Source organism: Streptomyces sp. NPDC021115 (assembly GCF_044333065.1).
Classification (GTDB): Bacteria; Actinomycetota; Actinomycetes; order Streptomycetales; family Streptomycetaceae; genus Streptomyces.
This window is the reverse complement of the sequence record NZ_JBIRQF010000002.1, coordinates 1,039,379-1,055,910: the sequence shown is the minus strand read 5'-3', so window position 1 is coordinate 1,055,910 and position 16,532 is coordinate 1,039,379. Positions and strand designations below refer to the sequence as shown.

The window sequence follows — 16,532 nt, the reverse complement described above, 5'->3', positions numbered from 1 at the left end:
CGGGCGCCTCGGCAGCCTCGGGAAAGGTCCCGATGGACTCGATCGCGGCCGTACTGCGGCGCGAGCGCGGCCGCGCCGGGTTGTCGCTCACCGAGGTGGCGCGGCGCGCCGGAATCGCCAAGTCCACGCTCTCCCAGCTGGAGTCCGGCAGCGGGAACCCGAGCCTGGAGACCCTGTGGGCGCTGTGCGTCACCCTGGACGTGCCGCCCTCGCGGCTCCTCGACCCGCCGCGCCCCCGCGTCCACGTCATCAGGGCCGACGAGGGGGTGACGCTCGCCTCCTCCCAGGCCGACTACCAGGCCGCCATGCTGTCCGCGGGCCCGCCCGGCGCGCGCCGGGACATCTACCGCCTCAGCGCCGAGCCCGGTGCGGTGCGCGCCTCCGATCCGCATATGCCCGGGGTGGTGGAGCACGTCGTCCTGGCCGCGGGCCGGGCCCGGGTCGGCCTCACCGACGACCCGGTCGAGCTGCGCCCCGGTGACTACGTCGCCTATCCGGGCGACCTGCCCCACATCTTCGAGGCGCTCGAACCGTCGACACGGGCCGTGCTCCTCTCCGAACACACCTGATCCACACCTCCCGGCCCTTCCTCACCACCCGCCGGGCATCCGCGCGCTCCCCCGCTGCGCCCGTGCGCTCCCGTAACCCGGTCCGCGCGCGGGCAACCTCCCGGCATACGTCCGCGATGTTCCGGACCAGGGGGGTGTGCCGTGCACGGACCTGCGCAGGTCGGCTGGCTGCTGGTCGCGCTGTGCGCCGCCACCGGCACGTACTGCCTGCTCCAGATGCGCGGCGAGCCGACAGGGCCGGGCCGCCGGATCGCGCGCGCCGAGGCGCTCATGGGGTGGGGCATGGCGGCGATGGCCGTGCCGTCCGCCGTCCTCGATCCCCGGCCGTGGGGGCCGCCCGCCTTCGCGGCGGTGTTCGGCGTGGCGGCCGTACGGGCGGTGGGGCATCACCATCTGCACCACGCCATAGGCGCGTTGGCGATGGTGTACATGGCGTGCGCGATGATGACGGGTTCCCCGGGCGGCCACGCCCGTCACGCCTCCATGGCGGCGGGTGGTGACATGCCGTCGGACCGTCTGGCGGTCGGCATACCGGTGCTCACCGGCGCGCTCCTCGCCTACTTCGCGGTCTACGCGGTCCGGTCCGGTCTGCGGCTGCTGCCGATGACGGACGGTGCGGTGGCGGCGGTCGGCACGCCGTCCACCGGCTGGTCGCGGCGGCCCGAACTGCGGCACGCCTGCCGCCTCACGATGGCGATAGGGATGTTCGCGATGCTGCTGACGCTCTGAGCCCGCCCGCCGACGCGTACGCCGGGTGACGGCGACGGGCAAACCGTGGCGTGCGTCACTTCGTCCGCGCGGACATACCCGGGCCGACCGCCCCGACCATAGGCTGACGGCCATGATGGTCCCGCTCGCGCTGATGGGCCTCGGCGCGCTGGTGGCGGCAATGGCGCCGCGCCTGATGTCCCGTTCCACATGGGTCGACCGCGAACCCGTACTCGCACTCTGGGTATGGCAATGCGTCGTCGTCGGAGTGCTGCTGTGCTGCGCGCTCACCATGGCGCTCACCGCCGCCGCGGCCTCTGAGGCCGTCCGCGGCAACGTCTTCGCCCCCGCGCCCAACGGCGTCGTGGAGGCGTACGCGCTCTCCGGCTACGGCCCCTGGGCGGCGCCCGTCGCCCTCGCCCTGGCCTTCGGCGCCGTGTGGTCCGCGGTGATGCTCACCCGCGAGATCGGCCGCGCCCGCGCCTGGCGCCGGCAGCACCGCGCCGAACTCCTCGTCCGCTCCCCCGTCTTGCCCGGCGAGGAGCCCGCCGGGGAGCGGCTGGTGGTCTTGGAGGGCGACAGGCCCGACGCCTGGTGGCTGCCGGGCGCCATGCCCCAGCTGGTCATCACGACCGCCGCCCTGCGCCGCCTCAAGGGGCGTCGGCTGGACGCGGTGATCGCCCATGAGCAGGGCCACGCACGGGCCCGTCACCACTGGCTGCTGCACTGCGCGGGCGCGCTCGCCGGAGGCTTTCCGCAGGTGCCGGTGTTCGCGGCGTTCCGGGACGAGGTGCACCGGCTGATCGAGCTGGCCGCCGACGACTCCGCGTCACGGCGGTTCGGCCGGACGACGACGGCGCTGGCGCTCGTCGAACTCAACGAGGACCGCGGGGTGTTCGGCCCCTGCCCCAGCGGGCTCGGGGAGGTCCCGCAGCGGGTGGACCGGCTCCTGGCGCCCGCGGCCCGCTTCTCCCCCGTACGCCGGCTGCAACTCACCGCCGCGGCCGCGCTGGTCCCCGTCGTCCCCCTGGTCGTGACCCTGGTCCCGGCCCTGCGCGTGCTGGGCTGAGCCGCGCCGCCCCCGAGGTTCCCACGTGCGGCCGATCCGCGTGGTGGCACCGCACGCCCGACGTCGGCGATCATCGACACCATGCAGCCGCAGAACCACCACGCCCACGCGCTGCGCATCGCAACGGTGCTCAGCGTCCTCTCCGCCGTGCTGCTCGCTCTCGTCGCCGCCCGCTGGGGGCCGCTGACGGGCGCGGACCGGGACATCGTCGTCCCGCTGCACCGCGTCGCACTCGACCATCCCGGCTGGACCGAGACCAACAGAGTCCTGACCGACTGGGTCTGGGACCCGTGGACGATGCGCGCCCTGACCGCCGCGATAGTCCTCTGGCTGCTGCTGCGCCGGGAGCGGACGCTCGCCCTGTGGATCGTCGTCACGGCCGCCACCGGTACCGCCCTCCAGCAGGGCGTGAAGGCACTCCTCGACCGCCCCCGCCCGCACTGGGCCAACCCGGTGGACACGGCGCACTACGCCGCCTTCCCCTCCGGGCACGCCCTCACCGCGACCGTCACCTTCGGACTGCTGCTCTGGCTGCTGAAGCTGCACGGCGCCCCCGCCGCCTGGCAGCGCCTGGCCACCGCCGTGGCCGCCGTCTCCGTGCTCGGTGTCGGACTCACCCGGCTGTACCTGGGCGTCCACTGGCCCAGCGACGTCCTCGGCGGCTGGCTGCTGGGCGCGACGCTGGTCGCCTGGGCGGCCGTCTTCTACCCGCACCCCGTTATCCACAGGCACGAGCGGAAATCCTCCTCCGATGGGAAAGTTCGTCCATGAGCAATCTCGATCTGCGGCCAACGGCGACCGTCTGCGGCGGCCGCGCCGACGTCACCGCGCAGCCGGTGCGCGAGCTGCTGACCTCCAAGCAGGTCCCGCTGGGCGAGTCCACCGTGGTGCGCCGCCTGCTGCCGAACCTGGGCCGGCGCATGATCGGCGCCTGGTGTTTCGTCGATCACTACGGCCCGGACGACATCGCCGACGAGCCGGGCATGCAGATCCCCCCGCACCCCCACATGGGCCTCCAGACGGTGAGCTGGCTCCACGACGGCGAGGTGCTGCACCGGGACAGCCTCGGCAGCCTCCAGACCCTGCGCCCCGGCGAGTTGGGGCTGATGACCTCCGGCCGGGCCATCGCCCACTCCGAGGAGTCCCCCCGCGCCCACGCCCGCCTCCTGCACGGCGCCCAGCTCTGGGTGGCCCTCCCTGACAGCCACCGCCACACGGCCCCCGCCTGGGAGCACCACCCCGACCTGCCGCAGATCAGCGGCGGCGGAGGTCTCCGCGCCACCGTCATCCTCGGCGACCTCGACGGCGCCACCTCACCCGGCACCACCTTCACGCCCCTGATGGGCGCCGACATCACCCTGGCCGCGGGCACGGCCACCCACCTGCCGGTGCACCCCGACTACGAATACGCGGCCCTCACGATGTCCGGCGAAGCCGAGATCGACGGCGTCCGCCTGTCCCCCGGTTCCCTCCTCTACCTCGGCTGCGGCCGAAGCGAGCTCCCCCTGCGGGCCGATGTGGACAGCGCGTTCATGCTGCTGGGCGGCGAGCCGTTCGAGGAGAAGCTCGTGATGTGGTGGAACTTCATCGGGCGGTCCCACGACGACATCGCCCAGGCCCGCGAGGACTGGCACGCGGGCTCCCGCTTCGGCGAGGTCCACGGCTACGACGGTCCCCCGCTGCCCGCTCCCGAACTCCCTCCGGTGCCCCTGAAACCGCGCGGACGCATGCGCTGACCTGGGCTTTCATCCAGGGTGAGCCGCCACCGAACGCTTGATCATTTCCGGTCGAATCCCAGCGGCCGCATGACGCGGACACGTCTCCTGCGGCTGCTTCACCGAGGCAGCGACGAGTCCCAGGTTTGACCGTCTGTGACAGCCTCTGGCGGACCTTATGCTGACCCAACGCTGACTTTCCTGACCCTTCATCAGGTCGGAACGTCCGCTCGATCCACCCGACGGGTGCACGGCGCAAGCCGGGATCGGAGCCAGGTCGCGCTGCGCGATGTTTGAGCGACGCTCCTCGCTGGCCACTGCGGCTTCACGATGAGATCGGGCGGCAACGCGGCACGCGCCGCTCTTGTTGCTCCTCTACAAGCCGACAGGAGTGTCGGGAGGCCAATGTCCGGCGCATGAGGCGGCTGTGATCAGGTGTGGACTCGCTGCCCCGTGGTCTGATCAATGCGGCAGATGCAGCCTGGTGCTGACCTAGATCACGTTGGCCGCACGGCTGCTTTCAGGATTCGCAGCTCGGGGCAGTCAGGTGCTCTTCAGCCTCGCCCAGAGGCCGGTCGTCTCCTCGATCATGGAGAGGACCCCTCCGGCGTTCCTGAGCGACATGGTCGGCAGGCGCTCCAAGACGTCGGCCAGCTCGGCGGCGGTGTGATTCTTGAGCATGTGCCTCCCTCTACTTCCGTGCCGGACTGAAATCTCCCGTGCGGTCCGACAGCAAATTACGCCAGCGCAGGCCCTTGATAGGGGGCTCCCGAGCATATTCGAAGGCCGGGTTCAGCGCGGTGTACGTCAAGCCGCTAAGAGCGGTGCCGGACCAGCTGTGCCTGGGGGGCATCCTGTATGTGCTGCACATCGCCTGGCAGCTGCCGCCCCTGGAGCTGGGGTGCGGCTCGGGCCAGACCTGCTGGCGGCGGCTGGAGCGGTGGCCGCCGCGACCGTGCGAGCCATCATCGGGCCCCGGCCACGGAAACGCCGTGACCGGGGGCCCAGGATCAGCTACCGCCGAAGGTGCCGACCGCCGCTAGTTCCGGTACCGGAACACGATCCGGCCGCGCGTCAGGTCGTACGGCGGGAGCTCACCAGCACCCGGTCTTCCAGCACGATCTTGAAGTAGTTCTTGCAGATCTTCCCGCTGATGTGCGCGAGCACCCGGTGACCGTTCTCGAGCTCCACCATGAACATGGCGCTGCGCAGGCACTCGACGACCTTGCCCTCGACCTCGATGACATTCTTGTTCTTCGTCATCGCACCAGCTCCAGGTTGCTGCTCATCGGCCGGGCGGCAATGCCCTCGAACAGCGCCGAGGCTGCTCGGTTGGACTCGTGGACTTCGGTCCAGCCCGCGGCGAACCCGGAGCGGTGCAACGGCCCCAGCGCGTGGCCCAGCAGCGCGCGATCTACATCCGCCGAAATCTGCACGAGTCGCCGGCGTCTGTTCAGGCCAAGGAAGCCGACGCGCTGGTCAAGAACCCCGTTTTCGACGTCATCCGCGGACACTGGCGGACCATCCTCGCCCTGATGTTCGCGAACGGCGCCATGGGGGCCTCCTTCTACGCCTATGGGACCTTCGCCGTCAGCTACGCCACGGCGGAGATCGGACTCTCCCGCACCCTTGCGCTCCTGTCTGTGGTGATCGCAGGGTGCGCTGATCGACACCGGCTCCTCTGCGCTCTACATCCTCGCGGTCGCGCTCGGCGTCGGCCACGGCTCCGCCTGGTCGGTGGCGGCGGCCTTCTTCACCGAGTTCTTCCCGCCCCAGCTCCGCTACAGCGGATCCGCGATCAGCTACCAGGTCTCCGCTGCGGTCGGGGCGATCGCCCTCAGGGGGGCCGCGAGGAAGTCGAACGAACTCGCACAGCGCCAGCAGGTCCCGTCCGAGGCACCAGCCCCGGCGAGCACATGAGCGGCCCATCCGTCCCGGTGGCCAGTGCGTGACACCGTACGAAGGAGATCCTGTCGGCGATGTTGGATCCGCGATTCTTCAAAAGCTCCGATTCCGGCCGGCCGACCGAGTTCGGTGTGATTTACCCTTCGGACGAACGGTGGCTGGCCACACGAACACGCGAGGAGGTCTGCGACCCGGAACTCGAGATCGTCGACCCCCACCACCATCTCTGGGAGCAGCCGTTCCCCTATCAGCTCACCGACCTGGTGTCCGATCTGTCAGGCGGACACCGGGTCGGGGCAACGGTCTTCGTCGAGTGCGGGGCCGGCTACCGGACTGGCGGCCCGGAGGTCATGCGCCCCGTCGGCGAGACCGAAGCCGTGGCCCAGCAAGCCGCCGTACTGGACGCTGCGGGGAGTCGGACGCGGATCGCCGCAGGAATCGTCGGATTCGCCGACCTCACCATGGGTCCCGGAGTCCAGAGCCTGCTGGAGCAGCACGTCGCGGTTGCCCATGGACGGTTTCGTGGGGTGCGGTTCAGCACAGGGTGGGATGCCAGCGATCGCATCGAGAACGCGCAGGCAGCCAAGCGCCCCGGCATGCTCGCCGAGCCCGGGTTTCGCGAGGGCGTACGCGCACTCGCGCGGCTCGGCCTGTCCTTCGATGCCTGGGTGTTCCACACGCAATTGACCGAAGTGGCCGACCTGGCCGACGCCTCCCCTGGGCTGGAGATCGTGCTCAATCACTGCGGAGGCTCATTGGGCTACGGACCGTACGCCACCGACCGTCGGGGGCACTTCGCGCGTTGGGAGTCCTCACTGTTCGAGCTCGCCCGGCGACCCAACGTCTCGTGCAAGCTCGGCGGCCTGCTCGCCCGCGGCGCTGCCTTCGACTATCTCACTGCAACGGTCCCGCCTACGTCGGAGCAGCTCGCCCTGATAGGGAAACCATGGCTGGAGACGTGCATCGAGGCCTTCGGACCATCGCGCTGCATGTTCGAGAGCAACTATCCGGTCGAGAAGATGGGAGTGGACTACACCACCCTGTGGAACGCGTTCAAGAAGGCCACAGCCGAGGCGTCGCCCCACGAGCGGGCTCTTCTGTTCTCAGGCACCGCCCGGCGGGTTTACCGGCTGCCGAACTGACGAGCGCCCGTCTCGACAGGCCAGCGCACTCGGACACGCCTGCGGGGGCGTCAGGAGGAGACTGCCGACCCTCGCTCACGCTGTCAGCGCCCGACCAGGCGCGCGTGAAGCCGGACCCGGATGTGGCCACAATCCCGTAGGCCCCGGCCACCACTGCGCGAGGCCTCTGCCACTGTGGCGCGCGCTGGACGATCTCGACGTGGATACTGCTGCTGCGCACTCTGACAGCAGCCACCCCGGCAGCGATGATCACGTGAGGACATCGGTTACTCCGGTGATCGCCAAGCTCGCCGACCCGGGCGATGCACGAGCAACTCGCCCCCCGCCGCCGCCACTTCCGTGGGCTGAAGGCGGGCGGCCACCCTGATCTCGGTGCCGGGGCCGGCGCCGGGTCCGCCACCGAGGAGTTTGATCCCAGCCAGGTCCCCGCTCACCGGAGCGACCCGTCAGGTAGGGCACGCCAAAGTCCTGCATACGCCGACACACCTCGGCTGAGCCGCCAACCCACGAACCGTCTGTGACCTGGGCACATGCCGACGTCGCAGGCGGTCGATCATGCGTATCCGGTTCGTCGGGGCCGCGTCCGAGAACGAGCGGTGGGGCGCGCGACCGGCACCTTTTTGAGCGGAGCGCTCCGCTCCGATAAGTTGGACGCAGAACACCTCGCCCCGCCGACTCGGAGGACACATGAAGGCGACGAACAAGCCGACTGCCCTGGTCACCGGAGGCAGCCGGGGAATCGGCGCGGCCACATCGCGGGAACTGGCTGCCCGTGGGTACCGCGTGGCCGTCAACTACTTTTCGAACCGCGAGGCGGCCGACCAGGTGGTCAAGCGGATCGAGGCCGACGGCGGCGAAGCCTTCGCCGTCCAGGCCGATGTCTACGACCCCAACCAGGCGGCCGAACTACTGGAGCGCTCCGCAGACGGCGGACGCCTGGACGTCCTCGTCTGCAACGCCGGTGCCCGGTTCACCCCGACCCCGCTCCATGCCCTCACCTGGGACGACTTCAACACCAAGGTGACGAACGAGCTCGCGTCCGTCTACACGCTCACCCAGCGGGCGTTGGCGATCATGGCAACCCAGGGTCGGGGGCGGATTATGTATGTCTCCAGTGCCGTGGCCGACGGCCCGCCCACTACGGGCATGGCCGCGCACGGCACCGCCAAGGCCGCGCTGAACACCTTCGCCCGCTTCGTGGCCTTCGAGGCCGGTCCGCTGGGTGTCAACGTCAACGTCGTGGCGCCCGGCTTCGTGCACACCGAGGCCAGCGCCACACAGCCGCTGGAGTTCCAGCAGCGCTTGGTGGAACGCACCCCGCTCGGACGTGTTGCGGATCCGGAGGACGTGGCCCGCGCGATCGCGATGCTCGTCGGCGACGAGGCCGCCTTCATCACCGGCGCTGTCGTCTCCGTGGACGGTGGGCAAACTCTGGCGCGCGGCTGAGGGAGAATTCCGCCATGGGCGACAAGAACGCAGGCAAGCCTCGCGGTCGGCAGCGGGAGGCGGACCGCAACGATGCCCGCCTCATACAGGCGGCTCGCGAGGTCTTCGCCGAGCTTGGCTGGGACGCCCCCGTCTCCGAGATCGCCCGCCGCGCCGGCATCGGCATGGGCAGTCTCTACCGCCGCTACCCCAGCAAGGAGTTGCTGGCTCAACGCATGCGGATCGCGGGGATGGAACAGCTCGTGACCCAGGCGCGTACAGCTCTCGCCGAGGAGCCTGATCCCTGGGCGGCTTTCGCCCGCTTCCTGCGGGACGCGCTGTCAGCCCAGGGGCCCAGCGGTCCGCTTCTCCCTCTCGTCGGCGGTCGGCTACCGGCCACAGAGACGATCGTGGCCGCCAGGAACAGGCTGCGTTCCGCGCTCGACGAGCTGGTGGAAGGCGCGCACCGGGCCGGAGTGCTGCGCACTGATTTCACGTCCGCCGATATCCCCTTGCTGCTGGAACACCTCAGTACACGCATCCCCGTCGCCAATGAGCGTGCCACCACGCTGCATCTGCGGTACCTGGACCTGCTCCTCGCCGGGCTCCGCACCTCGGCTCTCGCCGAACCCACCCCCTTGCCGACACCTGCACCGCATTGGGCGGAACTCGCTGAGCTGTGGAACGCGCCCACGGAATGAATGGGTGACGACCAAAAGATATCCACAGAAGAGAATTAGTGTAGCGTCCACTTAATTCTCACTGTCTGCGCCCCTCGCTCTTGCGGGGGGGGGGACCGGCTTACCCGGATTGCAGCATGCAGGGGAAATTTCCTTCCCCCTCACAACGCGTTCTTCCGATGCAATGCTTGGTTTCGCACTGAGCAAGGCACGTGTAGGGATCTGCCGTCATGCCCCATTCCACCCGCCCAAGGGCGCCATTGTTTTCCGTTGGGGCGGTGGAGGCCACACCCTGCGCCGGACGGAAACCCCCTTGCCGCCCGAGCACCGGGCCCTTCTTGTCGTAGCCGATCCCCCCAAAGGAGCGATCCATGACCGAATCCCCGAACGTCGCCCTGATCCGGCGCCTGTACGAGTCCGGAATGGCCCCGGAGGTCACCGAGGATGTCATGGCCGAGGACCTCGTCTGGGACATAACCCCGGGCTTCCCGTACGGCGGCGTGTACCACGGCTGGGGCAGCGCGTCGAACGACTTCTTCGGCAGGCTGGCGCCGAGCTTCGAGTCCTTCGGAGCGGTCCCCGAGAACTTCTTCGGGGACGACGCCGACCACGTCTTCGTATACGGGCACTACCGCGGCCGCACCAACGGCGGCAACGAAGTCGACGCCCGGTTCATCCACCTGTGGACCATCCGCGACGGCAAAGCAGCCCGGCTACAGCAGGCCGCCGACAGCCACGTCCTCCAGGAAGCCCTGAAGGACTGAAACCAACACCGGGAGACTCCTCATGGCGAAGATCCTCTTCGTAATCACGGCGTCCGACCACTGGACGCTCGCCGACGGCACCCCTCAGCCTGCCGGCTTCTGGGCCGAGGAAGCCCTCGGCCCGTACCAGGTCTTCAAGGGGGCCGGGTACGAGATCGCGGCGGCGACCCCCGGCGGCGTACCGCCCACGGCGGACGCGCTCAGCCTCAGCCCGGAGTTCAACGGCGGCGAGGAAGGCGCGCGGCACATGCGGACCGCGCTGCGCGAGGCGACCGAGCTGGCGCACCCGCTGCGCATCGAAGACGTGGACATCGACGACTACGAGGCCGTCTTCTATCCGGGCGGCTGGGGCCCGATGGAGGACCTGCCCGACGACGCCGAGTCCGGCAAGCTGCTGACCGAGTGGCTCGCCTCGGGCAAGCCCGTGTCCCTCGTGTGCCACGGCCCCGCGGCGCTGCTCGCCACCATCGGTCCCGACGGGACGTCCCCGTTCGCGGGCTACCGTCTGACCGGCCTCTCCAACGCCGAGGAGAAGCAGAACGGTCTCGCGGACCGCGCGAAGTGGCTGCTGCAGGACCGCCTCGTCAACGACCTCAAGGTCGACTATCGCGAGGCCGACCCGTTCACCCCGCACGTCGAGGTGGACCGCACTCTGTTCACCGGCCAGAACCCGGGCTCGGCGGTTCCGCTGGCTCAGGAGGTACTCAAGACGCTGAGTTGATCTCACAGCCGCATGTACTCTCCGTGGCCCAGTACGCGCCCTGGGCCGCCAAGCCCTGTATGGCTCGCCGCCATACAGGGCTGAACCATATGATTTCCATGTGTGGACCAGGCCAACGTAGGAAGGATCTCTCCCCCTCACAACACCGGGCTTCTGTGCGAGGCTGGGGATCATGAACCGCAACCCGCATCTGAACGAGCTGGGTGAGTTCCTCAAGGCACGCCGTGCCGAGCTCAATCCCGCCGACGTCGGACTCCGCGGCGGGCAACGGCGGCGTGTGCGCGGTCTGCGCCGCGAGGAAGTGGCCCTTCTCGCCGCGATCAGCACCGAGTACTACGCGCGGATCGAGCAGGGCCGTCTCCCGGCGTCAGCTCCGCTGCTGGACGAGATCTCGCAGGTGCTCCGCCTGAACGAGGACCAGCGCACCTACCTCTTCGACCTCTCGGCGAAGGAGACGGCGCGTCCGTCCACATCCGGCGATCGCCAGCGGGTGGATACTCAACTGCAGCGCATGCTGGACGACCTCACCGCCACTCCCGCTTTCGTCATCGGCCGGCGGACCGACATCCTGGCCTGGAACCAGCTCGCCGCCGCCCTGTGGACCGATTTCGGGCGCTACCCCGAGCAGGAGCGCGTGTTCATCAGGCTGCTGTTCACAGAACCCTGGATGCGCGAACTGTACGCGGACTGGGAGGAGGTCACCCGCCTGGCGATCGCGCAGTTGCGCATGGAGAGCGCGCGGTACCCCGGCGACCCGCGCCTTGCCGCTCTGGTCGACGAGTTGTCCACCCGCGACGCACAGTTCCGTCAGTGGTGGACCGAACATGACGTCGCGATGCGGGGCAAGGGGACGAAGAATCTTCGGCACCCGGTGGTGGGGGAGCTGACGCTCGACTGGGACACGCTCATGTGCGCCACAGACCCCGAGCAGAGCATCATCGTGTGGACGGCCGAGCCCCGTTCCCCTACCTACGACGCGCTGCGACTCCTGGCGTCCTGGGCCGCGGACCAGAAACGGTCGGCCTCCGGCACCGTCGGGTAAGTCTCCATGGGGGGAGAAAACCATCCCCCGGTCAGAACTATCCCGGGCGAAAAGTCTCCCCTGCAAGGGCTGGGAAAAGTGAGCGAGTATCGCTGAACGGGAGAGATTTCCCCACCTGCCTCCCGCACCGGACACCTGCCCCAACGGAGAGAGACCGTGGCCACACCGGATAGGCCAACACCACCCCCGCCTGCAACCGCATCCGAACACCTGAACCCATTCACCGCACGCCGCACCTTCATGACTCGCGGGCTGACCTTCCTGTTCGCGGTGGCGGGGGGCGCAGCCGTCGGAAACCTGTACTGGGCCCAGCCGCTACTCGACTTCATCGCCACGGACCTGCACGCTTCCCCCACCGCGGCCGGGTGGCTCGTCACAGCCACGCAGATCGGATACGCCGCGGGCGTCCTGCTCATTGTGCCGCTCGGTGACGTACGTGACCGGCGAAGGCTCATCCCCTCGATGTTGCTGTGCTCCGCGGTCGCGCTGCTGTTGTGCGCGCTGGCACCCTCGTTCGGGATCCTGCTGATCGCCATCACCCTGTTGGGCGTCACAACCGTATCCGGGCAGCTGCTCGCTCCGCTGGCCGGTGACCTGGCTGACGACGACAACCGCGGCAGCGTGGTCGGAACGGTGGTATCCGGCATCCTCACAGGCATCCTGGTATCCCGCACGGTCAGCGGGCTGATAGCCGGTGCTGCCGGCTGGCGCACCATCTACGTCGTGGCAGCAGCAGCCGCGGTCGTCTTCGCCGCGCTGTTGCACCGGGCGATCCCTTCGCTTCCGCCAAAGACCGGCATGCCCTACCCGACGCTCATCGCCTCGGTCATAAGCGTCGTGAGACGTGAGCGCGCCGTGCGCTGGACCCTGGCTCTGGGAACCTTGGCGTTCGCGGCTTTCACGATGTTCTGGACGTCACTGACCTTCCTTCTCAGCGGCCCGCCTTTCAGTTACTCCGTGACGGAAATTGGGCTCTTTGGGCTCGCCGGTGTGGCGGGAGCCCTTGCCGCCCAGCGCGCCGGTCGGCTGCACGACCGCGGCCTGTCGCTGCCCGCGACAGGAATCGCCTGGGCCCTGGCCCTTGCGGCCTTCGTCCTGGCAGGGTTCGCCGGGCACTCCGTCACGCTCGTCGTGGTCGTCATCGTCCTGCTGGACATAGCCGTCCAGGGCGTCAACCTGCTCAACCAGTCGCGGATGTTCGCCGTGTCCCACGAGGCACGCAGCAGGCTCAACACGGCCTTTGTCACAAGCAACTTCCTCGGCGGCGCGATTGGCTCGGCCGCCGCCTCGGCGCTGTGGACGACGGGCGGTTGGACGGCCGTGACCATCGCGGGCATGGCCGTCAGCTGCTTCGCGCTCGTCGTTTGGACGCTCGGGCGCCGGGGCCCGCTCGTCGTTCCGCCACGCTCTGAGTCATCGCCTCTGGAACAGCCTCAGTCGCTCCGCTAAGGGGGAAGGATCCCTCCCCCCTATAAGCGCATCCCAGCCAAGAAACCTCCCCTTTTCCCCACGCGTACGAGGCGGAATCGTCGAGTACCTCAACGACCGCATGCCGAGCAATGAGGTAATTCGAATGAAGGCAGTAGGTTTCACGGAATTCGGCGGGCCGGATGTGCTTCAGGTCCTGGACCTGCCCACGCCCGAGGCCGGCCCGGGCGAGTTGCGCATCCGGGTACACGCTGCGACCGTCAACACGGTCGATGCGCTCCAGCGCGGCGGCCGCGGCCCGTCCGGATCCGCGGACGCCAAGCCGCCGTTCGTACCCGGTACGGACGCCTCAGGCATCGTGGACCAGATCGGACCGGGCGCTGAGACGGATCTCCGGGTCGGTGACCGGGTGATGGCGATCGTCGTACCCACCGGCTCGCACGGCGCGTACGCGGAGCAGATCGTGGTGCCGGTGGAGTCGGTGGTCCGCGCTCCTCAGGGCGCGACCGACGCACAGGCGGCAGCGCTCCCGATGAACGGCCTGACAGCGCGGCTGGCGCTGGACACGCTCGGCCTGGAGCCCGGGCAGACCGTCGCGATCACCGGCGCGGCGGGCGCGGTCGGAGGGTATGCCGTTCAGCTGGCCAAGGCGGACGGGCTCCGCGTGGTGGCCGATGCCTCGGACCCGGACGAAGTACTGGTCAAGGAACTGGGGGCAGACGTCGTACTCCGTCGCGGTGCCGAGTACCCGGACCGGGTGCGCGCGGCACTACCCGACGGGGTGGACGGACTCGTCGACGGCGCGTCGCTGGGCAGTCTCACCGCGCGGGCCGTCCGCGACGGCGGCCGAGTTGTGACGCTGCGCGGCTTCGACGGTCCCGGCGAGCGAAACGTCGTCTTCGAGCCGATCGTCGTGTTCCGCTATGCCCGGGAGCACGCCAGGCTCGACCGGCTGCGGCAGCAGGTGGAGGAGGGTCGTATCACGCTCCGGGTCGCGAAGATCCTTCCCGCGGGGCAGGCCACCGAGGCACACCGGCTCCTCGCCGAGGGAGGGCTGCGTGGCCGACTGATCCTTACGTTCTGAGCACACGACAGGGGAAGCCAGCGACGATCGGCTCCGACGTCACCGTGCCTCTGGGTGTTGGCTCGCTGCAGTAGGCGCAGTGGATTGATCGTGTCGGCGCTGCTGACAGGACGCCTCCGTTGATCTAGGACACCGGGCAGTCGTGCCCCCTTCAGCCATTCTGGATCCCGTCCGCAGACGGTGACTGTACGAAGCGCCCGGGGCGGCCGCCGTCGTGGTGTTTCACGCACCACCGCCTGTGAAACGCCGCCACGGCATGTTGCAGGATGCAGGTGATCAGGCCCGCAGCCGACCGGAGGAAGACGGTCAACGGCGTGCCGTCAGCTGAGCCGGTCAGCCTCGGCGTCGTCGATCCGGTCGGCGGCCCATGACGCGAGAAGACGCAGCCCGTCGTGCGAAGGGCTGCCGGGCTCCGCCGTCCAGACGACCAGTTCCTGGTCGGGATTGGAACTGCAGGTGAGGGTGTCCCAGTCGAGAACAAGTTCACCGACGACAGGGTGGTGGAACTTCTTCGTGCCCATGCTGCGCGATGCCACGTGGTGGCGTCCCCACCACTGCCCGAAGTCCTCGTCCTGCACGGAGAGTTCGCCGACCAGGCTGGTCAGCCGCGGTTCGTCCGGATACTTGGCGGCGAGCATGCGAAGCTGGGCCACACAATCACGTGCGACGGTGCGCCAATCCGCGTACAGCGTCCTCATACGCGGGTCGGTGAAGAGGATGCGCACGTAGTTCCGCTTCCTTTCCGGCACCTCTGCGAAGTCCGTGAGCAGGGCGGCGGCAAGCGGATTCCAAGCCAGGATGTCCATACGGCGGCCGATGACCACACCAGGAGTCGCTGTCAGATCGTCGAGCAGGCGCCGCAACTGCGGCTGCACCTTTTGCGTGGCCTGGCGGCGGGATCGTACCGCCTGCCGACCAGCCAGTTCGAACAGGTAGTCGCGCTGGTCGTTGTCCAGATGCAGGACCTGAACGACAGCGGCCAGGACCGACGCGGACGGCTGGATGCGGCCCTGTTCCAGCCGTGTGTAGTAGTCGGTACTGATGGCGGCGAGCAGGGCGACCTCCTCCCGGCGCAGGCCGGCCACACGCCGCCGGCAACCGGTGTCGGGCAGACCGACGGTTCGCGGGCGCAATTCGGCCCTTCGTGCCTTGAGGAACTCTCCCATCTCGTTAAGGTGCGGATCTCTGGTCATGCTGGACAGTCTCTCACCGCTCGGTCTTCAAGAAGGGGGGAAGGATTTCTCCCCTGGATAAGCCTGTCCGAGGATGGAATTCTCCCCTTTGCGGGCTCACGCGATAGTGGCAGGGTCGGCGGCCGGGGCCGGCTGGCGAGGCAATCCCCTCAAACAGGCGGCCCCTCTCTTCAGTGAGCACATAACCGGCCCCCGGCTGAAGGCCGGGTGACCTGGATTCCGATACACACGCTAGGAACACCACTCCATGACCGAACGAAAGAAGTTCGCGCCGCCGGCGATCCAGGAGTTCGCCCCGAAGCTCGCCGAGGTGACCGACACGGTCCTGTTCGGTGACATCTGGGAGCGGCCGGGGCTGTCCCCCCGCGACCGCAGCCTGGTCACCGTCACCGCTCTCGCCGCTCTCTATCGCGCCGACCAGCTCGGTTTCCACCTCGGCAAGGCGCTGGAGAACGGCGTCACCAAGGACGAGCTGATCGAGGCCCTCACCCACCTCGCCTTCTACGCCGGATGGCCCAACGCCATGACGGCGGTGAATCAGCTCAAGGCAATCGTGGAGGAGTCCGACCAGTCCGCCTGAGGTCCCCACCGGCCGCGCCCCATCACGGACTCGCCCCCACATACCGCCGCCGCACCGCGCGGCGGCAGCACCGCCCCCGAGGGAAAGACACACATGGAACTGCTGACGCAGCCCCCAACCATGAAGCTTCCCGCTGAGTGGTTCACCGGCGACGCCTACGCCGACGTGATCTACCGTGGCGAGGGCCCCTCTCGCATGAGGGCCAACATGGTCCGGTTCACTCCCGGTGCTCGCACCGCCTGGCACTCCCACTCTTTGGGCCAGACCCTCTACATCGTCGAGGGCATCGCTTTGGTGCAGTCTCGTGGCAGCGACATCATCGAGGCGCATCCCGGCGACGTCCTCTACACACCGCCGAGCGAGGAACACTGGCACGGTGCCGCGCCCGGCCAGTTCATGACCCACCTCGCCCTCTGGGAGACGGACGACGCCACCTGGCTCGAACACGTCTCGGACGACGAGTACAACGGCCCGCGTGTCAGCACGCGTAACCACCCCTGACGCCAC

General features: G+C 69.0%; 18 protein-coding genes and 3 pseudogenes. 17 read left to right on the top strand and 4 right to left on the bottom strand.

Features of this window, described 5'->3' with window-relative positions; all coding sequences use genetic code 11:
• Positions 1-32 precede the first annotated feature (32 nt).
• The 5 genes from ACH4TL_RS10410 to ACH4TL_RS10390 all read left to right on the top strand — a co-directional run bounded on the left by ACH4TL_RS10410 (position 33) and on the right by ACH4TL_RS10390 (position 4,082).
• Positions 33-569, top strand: coding sequence for a helix-turn-helix domain-containing protein (locus ACH4TL_RS10410; RefSeq protein ID WP_398308942.1), 537 nt, complete (start codon positions 33-35; stop codon positions 567-569).
• 141 nt (positions 570-710) lie between these two features.
• A complete protein-coding gene (locus tag ACH4TL_RS10405) occupies positions 711-1,298 on the top strand; it encodes a DUF5134 domain-containing protein (RefSeq protein ID WP_398308945.1) in 588 nt (195 codons plus the stop codon).
• 112 nt (positions 1,299-1,410) lie between these two features.
• Positions 1,411-2,346, top strand: a complete 936-nt coding sequence (locus tag ACH4TL_RS10400) for a M56 family metallopeptidase (RefSeq protein ID WP_398308948.1) — start codon at positions 1,411-1,413, stop codon at positions 2,344-2,346.
• A gap of 81 nt (positions 2,347-2,427) precedes the next feature.
• On the top strand, positions 2,428-3,117 hold the full coding sequence (locus ACH4TL_RS10395) for a phosphatase PAP2 family protein (RefSeq protein WP_398308951.1): 690 nt from the start codon (positions 2,428-2,430) through the stop codon (positions 3,115-3,117).
• Positions 3,114-4,082 (top strand): pirin family protein, encoded by a 969-nt coding sequence (locus ACH4TL_RS10390; RefSeq protein ID WP_398308954.1) that lies wholly within the window; start codon positions 3,114-3,116, stop codon positions 4,080-4,082. Before ACH4TL_RS10395 ends, ACH4TL_RS10390 begins: the two co-directional genes overlap by 4 nt.
• A gap of 522 nt (positions 4,083-4,604) precedes the next feature.
• On the opposite strand, the gene ACH4TL_RS10385 is transcribed toward ACH4TL_RS10390, so the two are convergent.
• Positions 4,605-4,742 (bottom strand): hypothetical protein, encoded by a 138-nt coding sequence (locus tag ACH4TL_RS10385; protein WP_398308957.1) that lies wholly within the window; start codon positions 4,740-4,742, stop codon positions 4,605-4,607.
• Positions 4,743-4,891: 149 nt separating this feature from the next.
• Between ACH4TL_RS10385 and ACH4TL_RS10380 the strand changes: the two are divergent.
• Positions 4,892-5,005 (top strand): annotated as a pseudogene (locus ACH4TL_RS10380) (IS5/IS1182 family transposase); the annotation flags it as partial.
• 95 nt (positions 5,006-5,100) lie between these two features.
• On the opposite strand, the pseudogene infA reads toward ACH4TL_RS10380, so the two are convergent.
• Both infA and ACH4TL_RS10370 read right to left on the bottom strand, forming a co-directional pair.
• A pseudogene (gene infA, locus ACH4TL_RS10375) lies at positions 5,101-5,324 on the bottom strand (translation initiation factor IF-1).
• Positions 5,321-5,479, bottom strand: a pseudogene (locus ACH4TL_RS10370) (GNAT family N-acetyltransferase); the annotation flags it as partial. The pseudogenes ACH4TL_RS10370 and infA, both read right to left, overlap by 4 nt.
• Before the next feature lie 319 nt (positions 5,480-5,798).
• Between ACH4TL_RS10370 and ACH4TL_RS10365 the strand changes: the two are divergent.
• From ACH4TL_RS10365 to ACH4TL_RS10325, 9 genes are all read left to right on the top strand, one after another.
• On the top strand, positions 5,799-5,981 hold the full coding sequence (locus ACH4TL_RS10365) for a hypothetical protein (protein ID WP_398308960.1): 183 nt from the start codon (positions 5,799-5,801) through the stop codon (positions 5,979-5,981).
• A gap of 59 nt (positions 5,982-6,040) precedes the next feature.
• Positions 6,041-7,108, top strand: coding sequence for an amidohydrolase family protein (locus tag ACH4TL_RS10360; RefSeq protein ID WP_398308963.1), 1,068 nt, complete (start codon positions 6,041-6,043; stop codon positions 7,106-7,108).
• 687 nt (positions 7,109-7,795) lie between these two features.
• The gene (locus ACH4TL_RS10355; RefSeq protein WP_398308966.1) at positions 7,796-8,554 is read left to right on the top strand and encodes an SDR family NAD(P)-dependent oxidoreductase; all 759 of its coding nucleotides are present in this window, start codon (positions 7,796-7,798) and stop codon (positions 8,552-8,554) included.
• Positions 8,555-8,568: 14 nt separating this feature from the next.
• Positions 8,569-9,234, top strand: coding sequence for a TetR/AcrR family transcriptional regulator (locus ACH4TL_RS10350; RefSeq protein ID WP_398308969.1), 666 nt, complete (start codon positions 8,569-8,571; stop codon positions 9,232-9,234).
• Between the two features lie 350 nt (positions 9,235-9,584).
• Positions 9,585-9,977 carry a nuclear transport factor 2 family protein gene (locus ACH4TL_RS10345; protein ID WP_398308972.1) on the top strand — a complete coding sequence of 131 codons (393 nt, stop codon included), beginning with the start codon at positions 9,585-9,587 and terminating at the stop codon, positions 9,975-9,977.
• Between the two features lie 22 nt (positions 9,978-9,999).
• Entirely contained in the window at positions 10,000-10,698 is a 699-nt protein-coding gene (locus tag ACH4TL_RS10340; RefSeq protein ID WP_398308975.1) for a type 1 glutamine amidotransferase domain-containing protein, read from the top strand.
• 172 nt (positions 10,699-10,870) lie between these two features.
• Positions 10,871-11,740, top strand: coding sequence for a helix-turn-helix domain-containing protein (locus tag ACH4TL_RS10335; protein ID WP_398308978.1), 870 nt, complete (start codon positions 10,871-10,873; stop codon positions 11,738-11,740).
• 240 nt (positions 11,741-11,980) lie between these two features.
• Positions 11,981-13,189, top strand: coding sequence for an MFS transporter (locus ACH4TL_RS10330; RefSeq protein WP_398425204.1), 1,209 nt, complete (start codon positions 11,981-11,983; stop codon positions 13,187-13,189).
• A 124-nt stretch (positions 13,190-13,313) separates the two neighbouring features.
• Positions 13,314-14,252, top strand: a complete 939-nt coding sequence (locus ACH4TL_RS10325; RefSeq protein WP_398308984.1) for a zinc-binding alcohol dehydrogenase family protein — start codon at positions 13,314-13,316, stop codon at positions 14,250-14,252.
• A gap of 320 nt (positions 14,253-14,572) precedes the next feature.
• On the opposite strand, the gene ACH4TL_RS10320 is transcribed toward ACH4TL_RS10325, so the two are convergent.
• Entirely contained in the window at positions 14,573-15,445 is an 873-nt protein-coding gene (locus ACH4TL_RS10320) for a helix-turn-helix domain-containing protein (RefSeq protein WP_398308987.1), read from the bottom strand.
• A 247-nt stretch (positions 15,446-15,692) separates the two neighbouring features.
• Here ACH4TL_RS10320 and ACH4TL_RS10315 point away from each other — a divergent pair, with 247 nt between their 5' ends.
• Both ACH4TL_RS10315 and ACH4TL_RS10310 read left to right on the top strand, forming a co-directional pair.
• Positions 15,693-16,025, top strand: coding sequence for a carboxymuconolactone decarboxylase family protein (locus ACH4TL_RS10315; protein WP_398308990.1), 333 nt, complete (start codon positions 15,693-15,695; stop codon positions 16,023-16,025).
• Positions 16,026-16,118: 93 nt separating this feature from the next.
• Positions 16,119-16,526, top strand: coding sequence for a cupin domain-containing protein (locus ACH4TL_RS10310; RefSeq protein ID WP_398308993.1), 408 nt, complete (start codon positions 16,119-16,121; stop codon positions 16,524-16,526).
• Positions 16,527-16,532: the final 6 nt, after the last annotated feature.

What these genes read in the sequence shown, in the direction of transcription:
- ACH4TL_RS10410 (WP_398308942.1), top strand. Translation starts at nt 33, where the DNA reads ATGGACTCGATCGCGGCCGTACTGCGGCGCGAGCGCGGCCGCGCCGGG.
- ACH4TL_RS10400 (WP_398308948.1), top strand. Translation starts at nt 1,411, where the DNA reads ATGATGGTCCCGCTCGCGCTGATGGGCCTCGGCGCGCTGGTGGCGGCA.
- ACH4TL_RS10395 (WP_398308951.1), top strand. Translation starts at nt 2,428, where the DNA reads ATGCAGCCGCAGAACCACCACGCCCACGCGCTGCGCATCGCAACGGTG.
- ACH4TL_RS10390 (WP_398308954.1), top strand. Translation starts at nt 3,114, where the DNA reads ATGAGCAATCTCGATCTGCGGCCAACGGCGACCGTCTGCGGCGGCCGC.
- ACH4TL_RS10385 (WP_398308957.1), bottom strand. Translation starts at nt 4,742, where the DNA reads ATGCTCAAGAATCACACCGCCGCCGAGCTGGCCGACGTCTTGGAGCGC.
- ACH4TL_RS10360 (WP_398308963.1), top strand. Translation starts at nt 6,041, where the DNA reads ATGTTGGATCCGCGATTCTTCAAAAGCTCCGATTCCGGCCGGCCGACC.
- ACH4TL_RS10355 (WP_398308966.1), top strand. Translation starts at nt 7,796, where the DNA reads ATGAAGGCGACGAACAAGCCGACTGCCCTGGTCACCGGAGGCAGCCGG.
- ACH4TL_RS10350 (WP_398308969.1), top strand. Translation starts at nt 8,569, where the DNA reads ATGGGCGACAAGAACGCAGGCAAGCCTCGCGGTCGGCAGCGGGAGGCG.
- ACH4TL_RS10345 (WP_398308972.1), top strand. Translation starts at nt 9,585, where the DNA reads ATGACCGAATCCCCGAACGTCGCCCTGATCCGGCGCCTGTACGAGTCC.
- ACH4TL_RS10340 (WP_398308975.1), top strand. Translation starts at nt 10,000, where the DNA reads ATGGCGAAGATCCTCTTCGTAATCACGGCGTCCGACCACTGGACGCTC.
- ACH4TL_RS10335 (WP_398308978.1), top strand. Translation starts at nt 10,871, where the DNA reads ATGAACCGCAACCCGCATCTGAACGAGCTGGGTGAGTTCCTCAAGGCA.
- ACH4TL_RS10330 (WP_398425204.1), top strand. Translation starts at nt 11,981, where the DNA reads ATGACTCGCGGGCTGACCTTCCTGTTCGCGGTGGCGGGGGGCGCAGCC.
- ACH4TL_RS10325 (WP_398308984.1), top strand. Translation starts at nt 13,314, where the DNA reads ATGAAGGCAGTAGGTTTCACGGAATTCGGCGGGCCGGATGTGCTTCAG.
- ACH4TL_RS10320 (WP_398308987.1), bottom strand. Translation starts at nt 15,445, where the DNA reads ATGACCAGAGATCCGCACCTTAACGAGATGGGAGAGTTCCTCAAGGCA.
- ACH4TL_RS10315 (WP_398308990.1), top strand. Translation starts at nt 15,693, where the DNA reads ATGACCGAACGAAAGAAGTTCGCGCCGCCGGCGATCCAGGAGTTCGCC.
- ACH4TL_RS10310 (WP_398308993.1), top strand. Translation starts at nt 16,119, where the DNA reads ATGGAACTGCTGACGCAGCCCCCAACCATGAAGCTTCCCGCTGAGTGG.